15 protein-coding genes and 1 other annotated feature are annotated in these 15,517 nt (G+C 55.6%); of the genes, 2 read left to right on the forward strand and 13 right to left on the reverse strand.

Annotation, left to right across the window (positions count from 1 at the left end; translation table 11 throughout):
• Positions 1–15 precede the first annotated feature (15 nt).
• The 7 genes from D7M11_RS27835 to D7M11_RS27865 all read right to left on the reverse strand — a co-directional run bounded on the left by D7M11_RS27835 (position 16) and on the right by D7M11_RS27865 (position 4,787).
• A complete protein-coding gene (locus D7M11_RS27835; RefSeq protein WP_120750610.1) occupies positions 16–495 on the reverse strand; it encodes a GAF domain-containing protein in 480 nt (159 codons plus the stop codon).
• Between the two features lie 96 nt (positions 496–591).
• Entirely contained in the window at positions 592–1,110 is a 519-nt protein-coding gene (locus D7M11_RS27840) for a hypothetical protein (protein ID WP_120750542.1), read from the reverse strand.
• A gap of 108 nt (positions 1,111–1,218) precedes the next feature.
• On the reverse strand, positions 1,219–2,040 hold the full coding sequence (locus tag D7M11_RS27845; protein ID WP_120750543.1) for a class I SAM-dependent methyltransferase: 822 nt from the start codon (positions 2,038–2,040) through the stop codon (positions 1,219–1,221).
• Between the two features lie 43 nt (positions 2,041–2,083).
• The gene (locus D7M11_RS27850) at positions 2,084–2,359 is read right to left on the reverse strand and encodes an aspartyl-phosphate phosphatase Spo0E family protein (RefSeq protein ID WP_240041334.1); all 276 of its coding nucleotides are present in this window, start codon (positions 2,357–2,359) and stop codon (positions 2,084–2,086) included.
• Between the two features lie 130 nt (positions 2,360–2,489).
• The gene (locus D7M11_RS27855) at positions 2,490–3,710 is read right to left on the reverse strand and encodes an aminotransferase class I/II-fold pyridoxal phosphate-dependent enzyme (protein WP_120750544.1); all 1,221 of its coding nucleotides are present in this window, start codon (positions 3,708–3,710) and stop codon (positions 2,490–2,492) included.
• A gap of 22 nt (positions 3,711–3,732) precedes the next feature.
• Positions 3,733–4,224 (reverse strand): Lrp/AsnC family transcriptional regulator, encoded by a 492-nt coding sequence (locus tag D7M11_RS27860; protein ID WP_120750545.1) that lies wholly within the window; start codon positions 4,222–4,224, stop codon positions 3,733–3,735.
• A gap of 239 nt (positions 4,225–4,463) precedes the next feature.
• Positions 4,464–4,787, reverse strand: a complete 324-nt coding sequence (locus tag D7M11_RS27865) for a hypothetical protein (protein ID WP_120750546.1) — start codon at positions 4,785–4,787, stop codon at positions 4,464–4,466.
• A gap of 183 nt (positions 4,788–4,970) precedes the next feature.
• On the opposite strand from D7M11_RS27865, the gene D7M11_RS27870 reads away from it, so the two are divergent.
• Positions 4,971–5,171: a hypothetical protein gene (locus D7M11_RS27870; protein ID WP_120750547.1), complete on the forward strand. Its 201-nt coding sequence runs from the start codon at positions 4,971–4,973 to the stop codon at positions 5,169–5,171.
• A gap of 45 nt (positions 5,172–5,216) precedes the next feature.
• Here the strand turns inward: D7M11_RS27870 and D7M11_RS27875 are convergent, their stop codons facing one another.
• Entirely contained in the window at positions 5,217–5,627 is a 411-nt protein-coding gene (locus D7M11_RS27875) for a sialidase family protein (RefSeq protein ID WP_120750548.1), read from the reverse strand.
• Positions 5,628–5,886: 259 nt separating this feature from the next.
• Between D7M11_RS27875 and D7M11_RS27880 the strand changes: the two genes are divergently transcribed.
• On the forward strand, positions 5,887–8,628 hold the full coding sequence (locus tag D7M11_RS27880; RefSeq protein WP_205127125.1) for a hypothetical protein: 2,742 nt from the start codon (positions 5,887–5,889) through the stop codon (positions 8,626–8,628).
• A gap of 55 nt (positions 8,629–8,683) precedes the next feature.
• Here the strand turns inward: D7M11_RS27880 and D7M11_RS27885 are convergent, their stop codons facing one another.
• From D7M11_RS27885 to D7M11_RS27905, 5 genes are all read right to left on the reverse strand, one after another.
• Positions 8,684–9,793 carry an ATP synthase beta subunit C-terminal domain-containing protein gene (locus tag D7M11_RS27885; RefSeq protein ID WP_240041343.1) on the reverse strand — a complete coding sequence of 370 codons (1,110 nt, stop codon included), beginning with the start codon at positions 9,791–9,793 and terminating at the stop codon, positions 8,684–8,686.
• A gap of 106 nt (positions 9,794–9,899) precedes the next feature.
• A complete protein-coding gene (locus D7M11_RS27890; protein ID WP_120750612.1) occupies positions 9,900–11,780 on the reverse strand; it encodes an arginine--tRNA ligase in 1,881 nt (626 codons plus the stop codon).
• Positions 11,781–11,881: 101 nt separating this feature from the next.
• Positions 11,882–12,117 (reverse strand) — a binding site (T-box leader).
• 246 nt (positions 12,118–12,363) lie between these two features.
• On the reverse strand, positions 12,364–12,648 hold the full coding sequence (locus tag D7M11_RS37535) for a hypothetical protein (protein ID WP_240041335.1): 285 nt from the start codon (positions 12,646–12,648) through the stop codon (positions 12,364–12,366).
• A gap of 29 nt (positions 12,649–12,677) precedes the next feature.
• Complete coding sequence (locus D7M11_RS27900) at positions 12,678–14,114, reverse strand: glycosyl hydrolase family 28-related protein (RefSeq protein ID WP_205127126.1); 1,437 nt, start codon at positions 14,112–14,114, stop codon at positions 12,678–12,680.
• A gap of 86 nt (positions 14,115–14,200) precedes the next feature.
• A complete protein-coding gene (locus D7M11_RS27905; protein ID WP_120750552.1) occupies positions 14,201–15,496 on the reverse strand; it encodes an ABC transporter substrate-binding protein in 1,296 nt (431 codons plus the stop codon).
• Positions 15,497–15,517: the final 21 nt, after the last annotated feature.

A 15,517-nucleotide genomic window follows, 5' to 3' on the forward strand; every position in this document is an offset into this window, starting at 1 on the left:
CCGTCACCAGCCTCGTTACAGCAGCTCGCACAGCCGGGCGGCAAACCGGCTCAAATACAGCTCATCCACTTCGTCGAATCGCTCCAGCTTCGGGCTGTCGATATCGAGCACGCCGATCAATTCGCCATCATTGATCAGCGGGATGACAATTTCCGATAACGACGCGGCATCGCATGTTATATGGCCCGGAAAATCGTGGACGTTCGCGACGCGAACAATCGACCTGTCGCGGGCGGCTTTCCCGCATACGCCCCGATTCAGCGGAATGCGCACACAAGCGGGCAAGCCTTGAAACGGTCCGAGCACCAGTTCCCCGTCCCGGTACAAGTAGAAGCCAACCCAGTTGATCTCGTCCAGAAATTGATTCAGCAACGCCGAAGCATTGGACAGATTGGCGATCCGGTCCATCTCCCCTTCCAGCAAAGCTTCCAGCTGGCGGATGACGGATTCATAATTTTGCTCCCTCGATCCTTCGTAAGCCTCGGTATGAAACATCATTTCCCTTCCCCTTCGATACAGGTTTGATTACGGGCAGCCCCCGGGCTGCCAAATAGCCGTGCCCATCGGCACGGCTGTTCAGGAGTCGTTTCCTTATCGCTCGGCAAGCAGCTTCAGCACCTGCTTCGCCTTCGCCCGCTTCGCTTCCTTGACTCGCTGCGTCAAAAACGCGTATACTTCGCCGCCTTTATAGCCGGCATCTTTCAGCAGCTTCGAATCTTTCAGCGGAATGCCGACCAGCTCACCATTGCTGACTCCGTCCGGAAAATCTTCCTTCTTGAGCACATCGTCCAGCGGAACGAATCCGCCTTCTTTTTTAAACCCCTCGAATTGCTCCTGAGGCAGTACGTAAATGCTCCAGTCCCCGGCTGCCAGCTCGACCACCATCTTCTGCAGATCGAAGATCGGGCTGATCGATACGTTAACGGTCGGAGCTTCGCCGGCCATTTCCTGAAGCGCCTTTTTCAGCTCATCCTGCTTGTTAAACGGTGAATTTTGCGGGAACATCATAAAGATGGGCACGTCCGCCTTCGGTCCGCATGCCGTCGCCACGGCAAGCAGCAGGGCCAGCACCGCTGCAAGCAGCCCGCCTTTTTTCCATATCGGTTTCATCTGTCATTCCTCCACACCCTGTTTGCACTTCTTAATGATAGCATGGGAGACCAGCAAACGAAAGTTTGTCGCAGGCTGGATGGCGGCAAGAGAATCTCGCGATACACTCTACTCCGCCTTGGCCGTAACGATGAAATAATAATTAACCACCCTTAGTCCCCTCGGCGTGGCGTGCCGGTTGAAAATGTCGGTAACGTCATCCAAACATTGCTCCCGGACGTACTGCCGGACTTCCTCCTTCTGTCCGTAACACTTCTTAAGCAGCACATCTTCGGGCGCGGATAAATACTCCAATTCTTCCACGCAACGTACGTCTATGCCGGTAAGCGGTCCGCCAGTCAGCCGCAAATCGTCATAGAGCCGCCTCATCGCTTTGTCGCGATCCCACGGCAAGGGCGAGACATAGTATAGGCCGGGAAAAAGCGCCCTCATTCCCCCATCGGTAGAACCATGAATCAGATGAAGCACATGGCCGCCCTTCTTTATGATCCGACAGCCTTCGCCGTCCCGCTCCCCGAACAACCACGGACCTTTCTTGGAATACACCACGTCAAAATGGCGATCCGGAAACGGAAGCCCGTCGGCCACGTTAATCGTCAGGAAGCGGAAGTGGTCCTCCGTCTTGTTGCCGTTCGCCGTCGCTATAAATTTCTCCTGAATATCGATCCCGACGGCTTCCTCCGCCCGTGAGGCCCATTTGCTCAAAAAATCGCCGTGACCGCACCCGATATCCAGCACACGCGAGCGGTCCGCAATAAGCGACGACAGCGCCTGCCCGAATATCGTTTCGATCGAAGGCTCCTCAAACTCCGACTTCCAGGGGTAAGCATATTCCCCTTGCTCCGAAGCTATTCGATCGTACCATTCCCGGCTGTGCGGAGGGACCCACTCCGGATGCCCGGCCGGGTTATACAGCGTTTTGTTTTCCATGTACGAATCGTCTCCTTAAACTAAAACAAAGAGCCAGGTTTCCCTAGCCCTTCAGCATCACTTTCATATATTCGTTAATTTTAACGTCCAGCATTCGACTGATCGACATGACCGGCTCCGAAGTGAAAGATGCACATTCCACAAAAGCGTCTTCCATTTCGCGCCTTAATGCGGAAATTTCAATCTCCAAATCGTAAACAGCCTCGGCTGCACCGGAACAGGACTTGCTAACTACGCGACGAGGCCAAAGTAACGGTTCGTGCGACTTATTGATGCCGACACCCGGCATCATTCCATCCAGTTCGACATCCGTGGCCATCGCAGCCTACCCCTTCCTTGTCCATTCTTGTGCGAGAATCGTATCCATAAGGATTGCATATAAACTTACAACCTTATTATAGCAGGATTTAAGGAAGAAGTGTAATACATTTACAATTGTTACAAACGCCTTACACGCCGGATTTCAGCTTTTGCAAAAAGGTGTCGATACGGTGGATCGCTTCCTGCAATTGAGCCACGGAAGAAGCGTAGGAACAACGGATGAAGCCTTCTCCGCCGAGCCCAAAAACATGACCGGCGACCGTTGCGACTTTCCCTTCCTTCAGCAATCGTTCGCAAAATTCGTCGGACGATAGGCCGGTAGACGCAATCGAAGGGAACAAATAAAACGCGCCTTGCGGCTCATGACATTCCAGGCCGATCTCGCGGAACCCTTTGACGACAAGACGGCGCCGCTGATTGTAAGATTCGATCATGCGGTCCTTCTCGTCCATCCCTTTCGTCAGCGCCTCGTAAGCGGCCACCTGACCCATAACCGGAGCGCACATCACCGTATATTGATGGATTTTGAGCATCGCCGATATAATGTCGGGATGTCCGCAAGCGTATCCCATCCGCCAGCCGGTCATTGCAAACGCCTTGGAGAAACCGCTGACCAGAATCGTACGCTCCTTCATACCCGGCAAGGACGCTATCGAAACGTGCTTCGTGCCGTACGTCAGCTCGGCGTATATTTCGTCGGAGATAACGATCAGATCGTGCTCCTGCGCGATTTGGGCAATCGGCAGCAAATCCTCGTAGCTCATGATGCCGCCGGTCGGATTGCTCGGGTAGCACAAAATGAGCACCTTCGAGCGCGGTGTCAGCTTGGCGCGAAGCGCTTCCGGCGTCAGCTTGAAATTGTCCTTCGCGAACGTTTCGATGCCGACCGGAACGCCGCCGGTAATCGTGCTGATCGGGGCGTAAGGAATGTAAGTAGGCTCGGGCACGAGTATTTCGTCTCCCGGGCAGATGAACGCGCGCAGCGCCAGATCGATCGCTTCGCTGCCGCCGATCGTCACCAAAATCTCGTTTCGCGGCTCGTATTTCACTTCGAACTCCGTATACAAATATTCCGCGATCGCTTCCCGCAGCTCCGGAAGTCCGGCGTTCGGGGTGTAAGTCGTCCGGCCTCTTTCCAGCGAAGCTACAGCCGCCTCGCGCACATGCCAAGGAGTAACGAAGTCCGGCTCGCCTACTCCGAGGGAAATGATTTCCTTATTGCCGCTTGCCAAATCGAAATATTTGCGAATGCCCGAAGGCGGCATATCGCGTACGAGCGGATTCAAAAACCGCGTCATCGAATTCGTAGTTTGAACGTTTTCCGATACTACCTGTTCCTGTCTCATCATCCGAATCTTCCTTTATATTCCGTTATGGAGAGATATGCATCCGGAAGTCTTCGACGTGATCTTCGAAGATGATCCCGTCCTGCTTGTATTTTTTAAGAATAAAGTGCGTTTTCGTAGAGAGCACGCTTTCAATCGGAGACAGCTTGCTCGAAACGAACGAGGCGACTTCTTTCAAGTTTTTCCCCTCGATTTCAACCAGCAGGTCGTACGCGCCTGACATCAGGTAAACCGATTTCACTTCGGGGTGGAGATAGATGCGTTCGGCAATCGCGTCAAAGCCGCGGCCGCGTTCGGGCGTAATTTGCACCTCGATCAGCGCGGTCACCTTTTCGTCGTCGACCTTGCTCCAATTGACGACGGTGGCGTATTTGACGATAATATGGTCCGCCTCCATCTCCTTAATCGCTCGCCGAACCTCGCTGGCATCGACACCTAGCATCGTGGCCACAAGATCCGGGGTCCGCCGAGCGTCTTCTTTCAACAACTCGAGCACTTTCAGCTTTAATTCTTCCATGTCAAGTGTACCTCCTGTCAGGTTAGCGGATTCCCCATTATCGCTTTTAGAAAACGATAAAACCACTATACACCAATTCGTCAGCGAAGCAAAGCGAGAAACCGCACAAACGGGCCGTCCCGCCCGATAGCCCGTTTTTCCGCCCCCCGCCTTCTTCGGCGTACTTAAAAACATACGCAAAAAACCCCGGATCGGGGCAAATCGTAAGCCGCGAAGCCGGGGTTATCGGTCGTTATCTATCATTTGGCGGCGGCCTGCCCGGCCCCTGCCTTACGCTGCGATCGAAGCAATTTGAAAATCGTGCCGACGATATCGCGGCTGCGGTAATCGGGCAGCACGACGATATCCAGCCGGCCCTGCATGCCGTCTTCGGGCGCGTCGCTGTCCAGCATCCGGCCGACGCCGACAAGCCGGTCAACATCGTAGGCGGAAATGACGCGACAGTCGCCGGACTCCTCTTCGAAAAAACGGCCGGCGTCCCATCCGCCCTCGAGCCCGCTTTCCCGAATTAGCGCCGCCACCTTCGCCCGATCGGGCAGCGTAGTATCAAACGCGATTTTCATGAACGTTCACCTCGAAATTAATTATACATAGTTATGAATAAATATGCAATAACCTGCAAAAAAATGCCCGCTTTATGCATAACAGCTCCTCAGGCCCTGGCAGTGCAACGAAATCACCTTGAAACTTCCGCCTCCCGACTACGTATTTCCATATAAAAGGAAAACTTAAAAGGAGCGGACGCCATGATGTACGCTGCCGGCCAAACGAAGATCCATTGCCCCTGCTGTCGGAACGATACCTTCGACAAAGATTATCGTCAGCTGAACTCCCGGGGAGCAACCTTTTTCGGACTCGATTGGGTCAATCGCAACGCCACGATTCTTGTTTGCAAACGCTGCACCTATATCGCCTGGTTTATGGACGATCTGAAGGAGCTCGAATAACGTCACATCGTTTGCGATTCATAGCCCTCGCCCTGCCGGTCACGTCTATCGGCCCTGCAGCTCGGAAAGCGCGATTTTGCGCATCTTTAGCCGCGACAAGCAAATGCCGTCCTCCGCCTCGACCGCACAGTACGCAAGCAGTAAGGTGCTGCCAGTAAAATGGATCGCAACGTAGCAGCAGCCGCTGCCGACCTCTTCCCGCTCAACCGCGAAGTAGCCGCTCCACGTCCGACCCTCGTCCTTGCTGACCGCTCCGACGAGCGGCGTCCGGGCCCAGCTGTGCTTCTCAAGCTTGCGCGTATTGTAGGCCGGTATCTGGTTCCATACGGCCAGTAACTCGCCGCTTAGCGGATTGCGCTTTATGGACAGCGGCGAGCACTGCGATATGATGGCCGACGGCCTCGGCGCGCTTCGGTCTAGCCCGGTAATGAACTTGATCGTTGCCTGTTCGATCATGCGGGAGATGTCTCCGGAATTCGGCACTTTTTCGCCTATCGTCTTCGTATTGAACTTGAATTCCGTATAGGCGAACTTAAATCCCCCATGTAGTCGGTATTCAAGCCTTCGATAATCTTTTGTCCTTCGGAACGAAGCTCCTGGCGGAACAAAATGTCAAAAAACATCTCCATTTAGTCATTGCCTGCGGCTATGGCCATTTCTATAATTATGGATGTAAGCGCATTAATTGTATTTGAAGCAGCTTATTAGGATACATATGGAGGTTGTTGCGATGTCCGAAAATAGGGATGACAAACCGATGCCGAACGAGGAAAGCCCGTTAATCTCGAGAAGAACGGTGCTGGCGTCGATCGGATTATCCGGGATGGCTCTGGCAATGGGCAGTACGATCGGAGGTGCCGTTGGGGCTGATTCTCAAACTGTAACCGCTGCTAGTTATGGCATAGGCAAATATCTTGATTCGGTAATTATAACCGTAGATTCAATTGCTGCATTGCGTCAATTCGCGCCAAAAAGCAGCTATAGCGTTGTGCGAACTGCATCCTACTACGCTGGAATGGGCAAGGGCGGAAACGAGTTCGTTTGGGCTGCAAGTTCGACAGAACCCGACAATGGCGGTTCTATTATCGCAGTAGACGGCCTTGCAGCAGGCCGCTGGAAATCAACGCAGTACAAGCTAAATCCGTTCCAGTTTGGCGCTTATGGCGATCTACTCATAGACTCATCTGTGGAAGCGTTTACTAACGCTAATATTATAAGCGGGCATGACGATACGGATGCGTTTCAGCGAATGTTGAATACGATTCAATATACAGCGTACCGAAACAACATCTCTAAAATGAAGTACGGCGCAACCGTTAATCATGTATTTGAAGTGCATGATGCTGCTTATTATGTGCGCGACACCTTGTATGTTAGGTCCGGCACTGACATCGAATTTTTGGGTAATGCCGCGATTTTCTTTGACCCGACAACTTCCAAGGATTTATTTAGCCCGAATGTTCAAGAAATGGCAGACGCTTTTGCGGTAAAAACCGGATGGAATGCGCAAACCATAGTTGGCGTTCGGTTCAAAGGCGGGGTTTACGTCGGAAACGTCACGAAGACGTCAACGGTTCACGCTAACAGATGTTTTAATGGCGCGAATGCCTACAAATGGGTTTTCGATAACGTGCTTGTCGAGCGGTTTGCAATCGGCTGTCATCTGTACCCGCTGGATACATCCCCGTGGACCGGCACCCGGCGAGGCAACTTCTATGAAAACGAATTACGAAACTGTGCATTCCACGAATGTTTGCTGGGGTTCTGGAACCAAGCAAACGTAACGCAATGCACCAATTTAACAGTTGGCGGCGGTTATATTGTCGGTCGAGCAGGCGCTACAAACATTGCAGACTACTACGTACGTAACGAGGGTGGGGGTTTATCCGTAAACGGTTTTAATGTTGCACCTACCGGGGCTGCCGCAAAACCTGCGAAGGCGGTTGTATATGATACGTGTGCCGGCTCGTTTTGGGGAGGAGGTTATACCGAGTATTTCAATTACTTCTTTGAGTTGAACCCGATTCATCGCTGGGGCGGTTTTGCTTTCAAGTCGAATGTGACTTATAAAGAAACGAAAGACTGCTACATTAAATTCACAGAAGGTTACTTCGCCAAGTACGACTATGCTGCAAAAACTTGGACGGAGACGGATAACCCTACCGAGGGGCACAACCAATTATTAATGTCATCCGCTTTCGACTTCGGACGAAACCCGCAGCTTATTGACGATTTTTTTGAGTTCTTGCCTCAGTACGATTTCAAATACGGCATGTATGGCGTTCGCATGAGCGGTAATACCGTCAATAAGAAGCTTGTCTATGATGTAAAGCGTTTTGAATCAACATGGACAGGTTTTACAAGCAGGAACGGTATTCGCTTGTGGAATAAAGGGAGCGAGTCCGCAGAACTTGCTTTCCCTATTAAAAACAAGCAGCTGGACGCATATGTTTGTATTCTTTACAGAGACACCGCCCCTTTCGACCCGCGTAACTTTAAGCTGAACGTTCTGGAGTACAACGGCACAAACAAACGTATAACCGTCGGCGACGACGTTGTCGATTACGGCAACGGATGGAAATTGGCGACAGTCCGCAATGTCAACGAGCTTGTAAACAAAGGTAATTTTATCATCACTTTGCCGGTTGGCACTCGTATCGAAATCGAGCACATCGGGGCTTACGCAAGCGGATTCCCGATTGCTCCAGTTTATATGCAGTATGACCCGAAGGTCGATAGCCGAAACGCATTTAGTCTAAACGCGAATTATAGCGGCGGCAAGTTTGCAGTCGGCGACTTCATGTATCCGGTCAATACGACAAACTCAAGCAATGTCGCATTGAATGAGCAAAATATTAACTTCAGTCTTTGCGTTCAAGAAGGCACCTTAAAGCCGCCAACCGATATGGCGCAATACAGCGGTTTGGCAACGGCTACATCCGTCACAACAGAAGCCCCGAATCTTATAAATCTGGCAACCGGTTCGGTTGTGCTTGATACTTATTACGGTGTTGGAGATTGGATTGCCGTAACACAAAACGGAACTACACAGCAATGCAAGATTGTCGGGCGTGTCTTCGATGCGAACGGTCAACCGACGAGCCAAGTGATCATTGATAAAACCATTAACAACGGGACCGCTACCGTAGCGCTGGGTCAGGCACCGGTTTATAGAAATGTATTCCAAAAAATAGTCAGACGTTCTCTTCCTTTCGCCCCGCCTTCTGTTGCCGCAAACACGACCAACACGTCTAATGTTACTCAATCGTTTGCGTCGGTCGGCAACGTGGTAGATGCGTTTTTTGAAGGCGATCTGAAAGGCACACGAATGTATGCGAAAGTAACCGCGGCCAACACAATTACTGTTTATCACGAAAACCCGACACCGGCTGCTGTAGATGTGTCCGCTGCGACGTTAACGCTGATCATCTATTCAAGCGGTAATGAGATGACATAAAGAGTCCGTGTGACGGAAAAAACAGCCGCTCTCCCCCGGGGTGAGCGGCTTTCGTTCAAAGCGTTACTTCTTTCGTTTCCGGTTCAAGCTCAGGCCCGGGCTCAGGGTCGGGCTCCAGTTCCAGCCGTCCGATGTACTTCAGCCGCCGTACGTCCGTCCCGTCGGCCGCCCCGTCCATAATTCGGCGCACTCCGTCCAGCGTATCGGCGAGCGCCGTCCATTCGCCCGGGCGCTTCGTGTACGCTTCCGCCACATGAAACGGCTGGGTCAGAAACGCCTCCAGCCGCTCCCCGCGCCGGTACGTCGCCAGCTCCGCCTCCGGCAGCTTTGCTTCGCCCCTCGCCTGGACGAGCGAGCGCAGCTCGCGGTAACGCCGCAGCAGCTTTCTCGCCCGCTGCTGGATCGCCAGATGAGCGGCCTCAAGCTGCGCTCCCTCGAGTATAGTCGAGGTGGAGGCGACCGGATCGACGGCCGGGTACATCGTGCGGGCGGACATGTCGGCGTCGAACCTCCACATCGTATCGAGCGGCCCGTATGGAACATCCTCGTCCATCGACTCGCCCCTCGTATCGACCAGCACGATCGTAACCGGACGCGAGCCCGCCTCCTGCAACCGTTCGCGCAGCGCCATCATCTCGCCAGACAGCACGACCGACCGGTCGGCCCCGAGCAGCACGTCGCGATCATCTCGCAATGCGGAAACCGTGGCGTACACCTCCTCCTGTGCAAGGCACACGGTCTCGGATTCCGCCAGCACGTCCTCGATCCCTGGAGAATCGTCCCGCGGCCGCCATAATACGGTCGCGTACCCGCGTTCCCGCCTGAAGCGGCGAAACAGCTCGGACAGCATGACGAGCTGGCCCATGCCGGGCCGCGCCACGATGCCGGCCGTCCCTCCGCGCACGAGCGGGGCGAACAGATCGAGCGTTTTGATTCCCGTTTCTATCACACTTGCGGCCGAGCCGCGAATAATCAGTTCGTCCAGCGTACACCCCGCAAGCGCCGCCAATATGGCAACCGTGCGCACCTCGGCGCGGCCGACCGGGATTTTTCCGGTGCACAGATTGGACACGGTGGCGGGGCGAAGCCCGGCGGCGCGCGCGGCGGCCGTCAAATTCGGGACGCGGCGGCGCAGCAGCGGCACGTTGAGCTGCAGCTCGTCGATCAAGGCGATCCGACTCCTTTGTTTTACAGATTAACTATTGATGCCTTATATAGTAAACAATATTACTTTTTAACGCAATTAATTCTCTGTACGCCTTGCCGCAAACTTACATTCGTCTCGGCGCCGGGAGTCCCAGCACGTCCAGCGCGTCGCGCAGCGTCTCCTTAAACCGGGACGTAAGCCGCAGCCGGAAGTCTCGCTTGACGATGTCCTCCGCCTTCAAGATCGGGCACGACGCATAGAAGTGGTTAAACAGTGTCGCCAGTTCATGAGCGTACGCGCACACCGTATTCGGCGCTAATTCAGCAGCCGCACGGTGCAGCGTCTCCGGCCAATACGCGAGCGTCCGCATCAGTGCCCGCTCCTGCTCCGTCGCCTCTCCGGCGACCGCCATTCCGGCGCCGTCGCTCCCCGCCTTCTCGATCACACTGCACGCCCTGGCGTACGAATAGAGCAAGTAAACGCCCGTATTTCCCGATAGCTCCGTCGCCTGCTCCAGATCGAACACGATCTCCGTCTGCAGATGAAACCGGAGCAAATAGTAGCGGATCGATGCCGCCGCAATCGCCCGGCTGGACAAGCCCGCCTTGCGCGACCGTTTGCCGTCGATGATCCCCTCCATCCGGTCCAGAAGCTCGGCGACCCGAATGCCGATTCCTTGTCTGCCGGACATCGGATACGAGCTTTTGCCGTCCGACGTATCGACGCCGAGCCCCGCGGCCGTAGCTCTACTAAGCGAAACGACGCCGTAGCCGACATGCTTCAGCCGTTCCGCCTGCTCCGGAAAGCCGAGCGCTTGAAGCGCCTGCTTCACCATCGTCTGCGGGTATTCCTGGCGGTGATCGATGACGTTGATGACCGTTTCCGCCCGCCCGATGCTTTTGCGCACCCCGGATGTATGCGTCGACCAAAGACGATCCGCAAACTTCACGTAGCGGAACTCCTTGCCGAGAACGCCGAACTTCCACAAATGGTAGGCGATATCTTTCGCCGTATACGTAAGCACCCCGTTCGAGCGGACAAGCACCTTGTCCACCTCGTGCTCCTGGTCCCCCGCCGCAAGAGTCTCCGTCCCGTCTTCCCCGGCCTGCTTCAATACCCAGCAGCCGCTCAGCTTGCCTTCGGTCTCGAGCCGGAACACAGGAGTCGCCTTCAACAGCTCGAAAGCCCGCTCCCAAAATCCTTCGCGGACGATAGCGTTCTCCCATACGAGCACATCGTATCCGATGCCGAACGGCTTCATCTCCTCCAAGTGCTCCCGCACGATTCTCTCCGCCGTAAGCAGCCCCAGCCATGCAATGCTGCCGCTTCCCCGCTCCAGCTCATGGAGTACCTCCGCGCGCTTCAACTGCAATATCGGATCATCGACAAAAGCCTTATGGACGGACGAGTACACGTCCCAGCAGTAGTCGCCGAAACGGGCGTACTGCTTCTCGTCCGCTTCGCTTTCCCCGTATAACAATCCGACGAGCGTATCGGCAAGCTGATTGCCCAGATCGTCGATATAGTTGTGAACCTCGACACGATGTCCGGTCCGCTTCAGCAGCCGTGCCAGCGTATCGCCGATACACGAATTACGCAAATGGCCGATATGCGCCGCCTTGTTCGGATTGATCGAGGTATGCTCGATGAGCACTTTCCCGTCCCCTGCAAATCGCGAAGGGACCTCGAATACGCTGGCCAGCCACTTATCATAATCCAGATACAAGTTGACGAAACCCGGCGCGGCCGCCTCCACTTTGGCGAACAAGCCGGAAATCTCGGCTTCGCCGCGCAGCCTGTCGCACAAGTCGCCCGCTATAACCATAGGCGGCCTTCTCCATGCCCGGGCCAGCTGCATCGCCACATTGATACTATAATCCCCATGCTCCGGGTTCGCGGGCCGTTCGGCGACAATCTTGAGACCGTCCGGCCTTCGGTCGCCGCCTCCCTCCGCCATTTGCCTCAACACGCGTTCGACCGCCATACCGATTACCGAACTGATCACTGCTCCGTCGCCTCCCGTTTCTGCAAAATTAGTATGCTGCTTGCCCCGCCGGACCGTCCGCAAAAAGCCGGACCACGCCAAAAAGGGCCCCCGTCTCCATAACAAGAGACGAGAGCCCATAAGGTCCCCGCGGTACCACTCCAAGTGCCTGACCCGCTAAAGGTCCGGCCGCTTCGTTTTCGTAACGGTCCATGACCGGGTCCGCCTACTGAAACGCGCATGTTCGGCAAACCGTTTCCCGGGGCCGCTTCATCTTTGTCCACCGCACCGGCTTGCACCTAACCCGGCTCTCTGTGACGGCATGGCCAAAAACTACTGTCCCGTTCATCAACGATAAAATATGGGGCGCCCCTCCGGATTCCGGTCGAGCCGAAACCGCCCAGGCGATACATTTTGGTACATAATACCAGAATACCCGTGTTCGCGCAAGCGGTGTTAAGTGGATACCGGGTTATGCACGCATCCCACCACGAGCCCCTCGCGAGTTCGGGAATCGTCTCGAACGGCATCACGAGCAATGCAGCGACGGATCGGTTCCGAAGACACCTTCCTGTAACCGTGACCCGCTAACCCGCCAACCCGCTCATTTCGCGGTCCAGCCCGTATTTCCCGTTCCACTCTCCTTCACGTAAAGCGTCGAGCCGGGCAATCCGTCAGCTCTCAAATAAAGCGACGCCACCGGAGCGGATACGACGCCTTCCGGGCTGCCCGTCCCGTACCGTATGCCGATATGGCCGGGTCCGAGCAACACGCCCGCCGCCTGCAGGAACCCTTCCGCCGTCCCTTCGCGAACGTTCAGCGCCGTGCCCGACACGCCGATGCTCGGGGCAGCCGTATCGCCGCCGAAATACACGCGCCCGTCCTTCACGAACCACTGAGTTTGACCGGTGGCTGTATTTACGGTCGTGATCGCATTCGCGACGCCAAGCTTTTGATCGTGGCCGCTCCCATCTCGATACCGGTCGGGGCGTTGTTCACGAATGTCATCTTGCGCTCCGACTGATCGTCGATCAAGGCGATGCTGCTCGTTCCCGACGGCTGCCGGACGCTGTCGATCGTCGTGATCGGCAGCGTGCCGGTTATGTATACGCCGCGGCGCACGTTTCCGAAAATTTGCAGCCCGCGCACAGTGCACAATCTGATGTCGGTAGAAACGACATCGATCGCTTTCTCCCCCGTGCCCGTGCTGTAATGAACGCCGTCGATCGTCACGTTCGTGCCCGGATTGGACAGCTTCCATACCGCGTTGCAGCCAGCATTCGGCACTTCCACGTACGTGTTCTGGAACGTCCAGGCGCCGCCGCCCGACAGGACGATCATGCCCGCCGCGCTGCCGCACCACTGGACCACATTGCCCGAAAAAAGCAGCGCCGACGCTTTGCTTGCCGGAACGTCGCAGTAGATGCCCTCCTGGGCGTGGCCGCTTATATAGTTGGCAATAAACCGTCCGGCATACACCTGCTGTCCGATCCGGATGCCCTGCCTGCTGTTCCAAAATTCGCAGCCCGTTACCGTAAGCGTCCAGGTGGAAACCCGCAGCGCAGGTCCGCTGCCGATCCCCGACACGCGGACTCCTTCGAGCAAGCAGGCTCTGGATGCGCCGCCCCATGTCGCCACGTCGTCTTGCGGCCCCAGAAACGCTACGCCTTCACTCGATTGTGCGTTCCCTTCGAGCGTAAAATCCCGCGCAGCGCACGAGAGTGCATAACCGGTCGTCTTCGGGTCCGTATTGTCGCCGAAATGCAGCAGCGCGCTGCCGTTCGCCGTATTTTTCAACACCGTTACGAAGCGGCCCGCCCCCCGGAGCAGTTGGCCGTTCGCCTTCACCCGAAGAGTGCCCGTGATCGCATAAGTACCGGGCGGCATCCATACCGGCAGCCCGCTGTCGAGCGCGGCTTGAATGGCAGCCGTGTTATCCGCCGCTCCGTCTCCGACCGCCCCGAACCAGGTTATGCTGATCTCTCCCTGGTAAATCCGCTTCCAGCGGGCTCCCGATGCGGAGACGATCACCAGCCCCGTGTCGTCGGGCGAAAGCGTGTCGGAATCGTCATAGTAAAACATCCCTTCGCAGCCGCTGTCGGTGACGAAGGCGTATGGAACCGTTACCGGCCCCGTCATCGCTCGAAGTCCGGCAATAGTAGTGTATGAACAACAGGCCGGGTCCAGGCCGCCGGAGCCGCCGTACACCGAATCGTGCACCGAATCGCCCTTGGACTCGCTGGTCCACATGCCCGAAGTCAATAACGCCGCTCCCGTCAAGCCAAGCGCCGAGAGCATCTTCCTCCGGCTAACATGCGAAGCGTTCGATTCCGGCCTTGCGTCGCGTGTATCCAACTTTACCCCCGCTTTCGGATGGGATCGGTTTCGTCTGCGCGCTCCCGTCCTCGCGTCAGACGCCCGTCGATGCCGGCATCCGCCGGCTACTGGCTTTTCTGCTCGGCAATCGCTTTCTCAAGCTGCTCCTCCGCTTCCCGAAGCAGCGTGTTGACGTCGCCTTTGCCGGCGACATAATTTTTCAGCTTCGCCTCGACGACGCTTAATCCTTTGCGATCGTAATCGGACATCGGGAAAGAAGCGGGGTAGCTCATCTCGGAAAGCGGCTTCAGATTTTTCCCCTTCGCCGCCGGATTGTTCTCGAAGGCGCGGGACAAGATTTGCGGGTCCTTAAGCGCCGTTACGCGCCCTTCGCGGGTCGCGCTTAGCTGCACCTCGGGATCAGTGCTGACGAATGAGATGATCTGAAACGCCAGATCGACGTGTTTCGAACCGGCCGAGACGACCATACCGTCGGCGAACAGTCCCGCCCCCGTCTTCGGTTTGTCCGCGAATGCCGGATACGTGACGACGTCCCAGACGAGCCCTTCCTTTTCGAAGTCGGCCATATCCGAGTTTTGCAGCTGCAAAATGTCCGGCATCATGCCGACCGTACGCTGCTTGAGAAATTCGTCCCTGTAATCGAAGAAGGAGCGCACGGTGGACGGGCCCGGATACATGCTCCGGATCGTGTCGAACAATCGCTTCCAGCCTTCGGTCTGAATCGAAGCTTTGCCCGTTTTCGCATCCATATACGGCAGGGACAGCTGCATTTGCATCCGATTCGTGCTCAGCGGCGGTCTCATGCCGACGTACTGGGTTCCGTTGTCCTGACGATTCATTTTACCCGCCAAGGAGACGACCTCATCCCACGTCATATGGTCTTTTGGGTATGGAACTCCGAACTTATTGAATACATCCTTGTTGTAATGCAAAGCGAATTCAAATACATTAAACGGCAGGAAATACATCTGTCCGTTCTCCGAATACGATCGGATATTGTCCACAACCCCGTCCCTGTATTTGCCAAAGTCGAATTTGTGCTTCTCCGCAAGCGGCCGCAAATCCGCCATTACTTTCAGCGGCGTCAGCGTCTGAAGATTGGTGCTGCCTTCCCAGATAATATCCGGCACGCTTCCGGCCGCAATCAGATCCTGGATCGTGGCGCTTTTCTGCTCCACCTGCTGCAGCGTAACAAACGGAAACTTGGCTCTGACGTGCCGGGCAATATAAGTCTCGAATTCATCCGGCGTCAGCTTCGTATAAAACGACAGCGTAACCGGCTCCTGTCGGACGTTCTCCTTGCCCGCCTCATCGCCGGTCGATGAGCGCTGCCCGCTGCCCGAGCAGCCCCCCATAATCATCATGCCTGCAACAGCCACACATACGGCAGTTTTTCGCATGGATGACCCCCCTTTTGTATC

The sequence above is a fragment of the Paenibacillus ginsengarvi genome (assembly GCF_003626695.1).
Lineage (GTDB): Bacteria > Bacillota > Bacilli > Paenibacillales > NBRC-103111 > Paenibacillus_AB > Paenibacillus_AB ginsengarvi.

Excerpts from the sequence above, each read along its gene's own strand:
- D7M11_RS27835 (WP_120750610.1), bottom strand. The coding sequence starts at position 495 with ATGTTTCATACCGAGGCTTACGAAGGATCGAGGGAGCAAAATTATGAA.
- D7M11_RS27840 (WP_120750542.1), bottom strand. The coding sequence starts at position 1,110 with ATGAAACCGATATGGAAAAAAGGCGGGCTGCTTGCAGCGGTGCTGGCC.
- D7M11_RS27845 (WP_120750543.1), bottom strand. The coding sequence starts at position 2,040 with ATGGAAAACAAAACGCTGTATAACCCGGCCGGGCATCCGGAGTGGGTC.
- D7M11_RS27850 (WP_240041334.1), bottom strand. The coding sequence starts at position 2,359 with ATGGCCACGGATGTCGAACTGGATGGAATGATGCCGGGTGTCGGCATC.
- D7M11_RS27855 (WP_120750544.1), bottom strand. The coding sequence starts at position 3,710 with ATGATGAGACAGGAACAGGTAGTATCGGAAAACGTTCAAACTACGAAT.
- D7M11_RS27860 (WP_120750545.1), bottom strand. The coding sequence starts at position 4,224 with ATGGAAGAATTAAAGCTGAAAGTGCTCGAGTTGTTGAAAGAAGACGCT.
- D7M11_RS27865 (WP_120750546.1), bottom strand. The coding sequence starts at position 4,787 with ATGAAAATCGCGTTTGATACTACGCTGCCCGATCGGGCGAAGGTGGCG.
- D7M11_RS27870 (WP_120750547.1), top strand. The coding sequence starts at position 4,971 with ATGATGTACGCTGCCGGCCAAACGAAGATCCATTGCCCCTGCTGTCGG.
- D7M11_RS27875 (WP_120750548.1), bottom strand. The coding sequence starts at position 5,627 with ATGATCGAACAGGCAACGATCAAGTTCATTACCGGGCTAGACCGAAGC.
- D7M11_RS27880 (WP_205127125.1), top strand. The coding sequence starts at position 5,887 with ATGGAGGTTGTTGCGATGTCCGAAAATAGGGATGACAAACCGATGCCG.
- D7M11_RS27905 (WP_120750552.1), bottom strand. The coding sequence starts at position 15,496 with ATGCGAAAAACTGCCGTATGTGTGGCTGTTGCAGGCATGATGATTATG.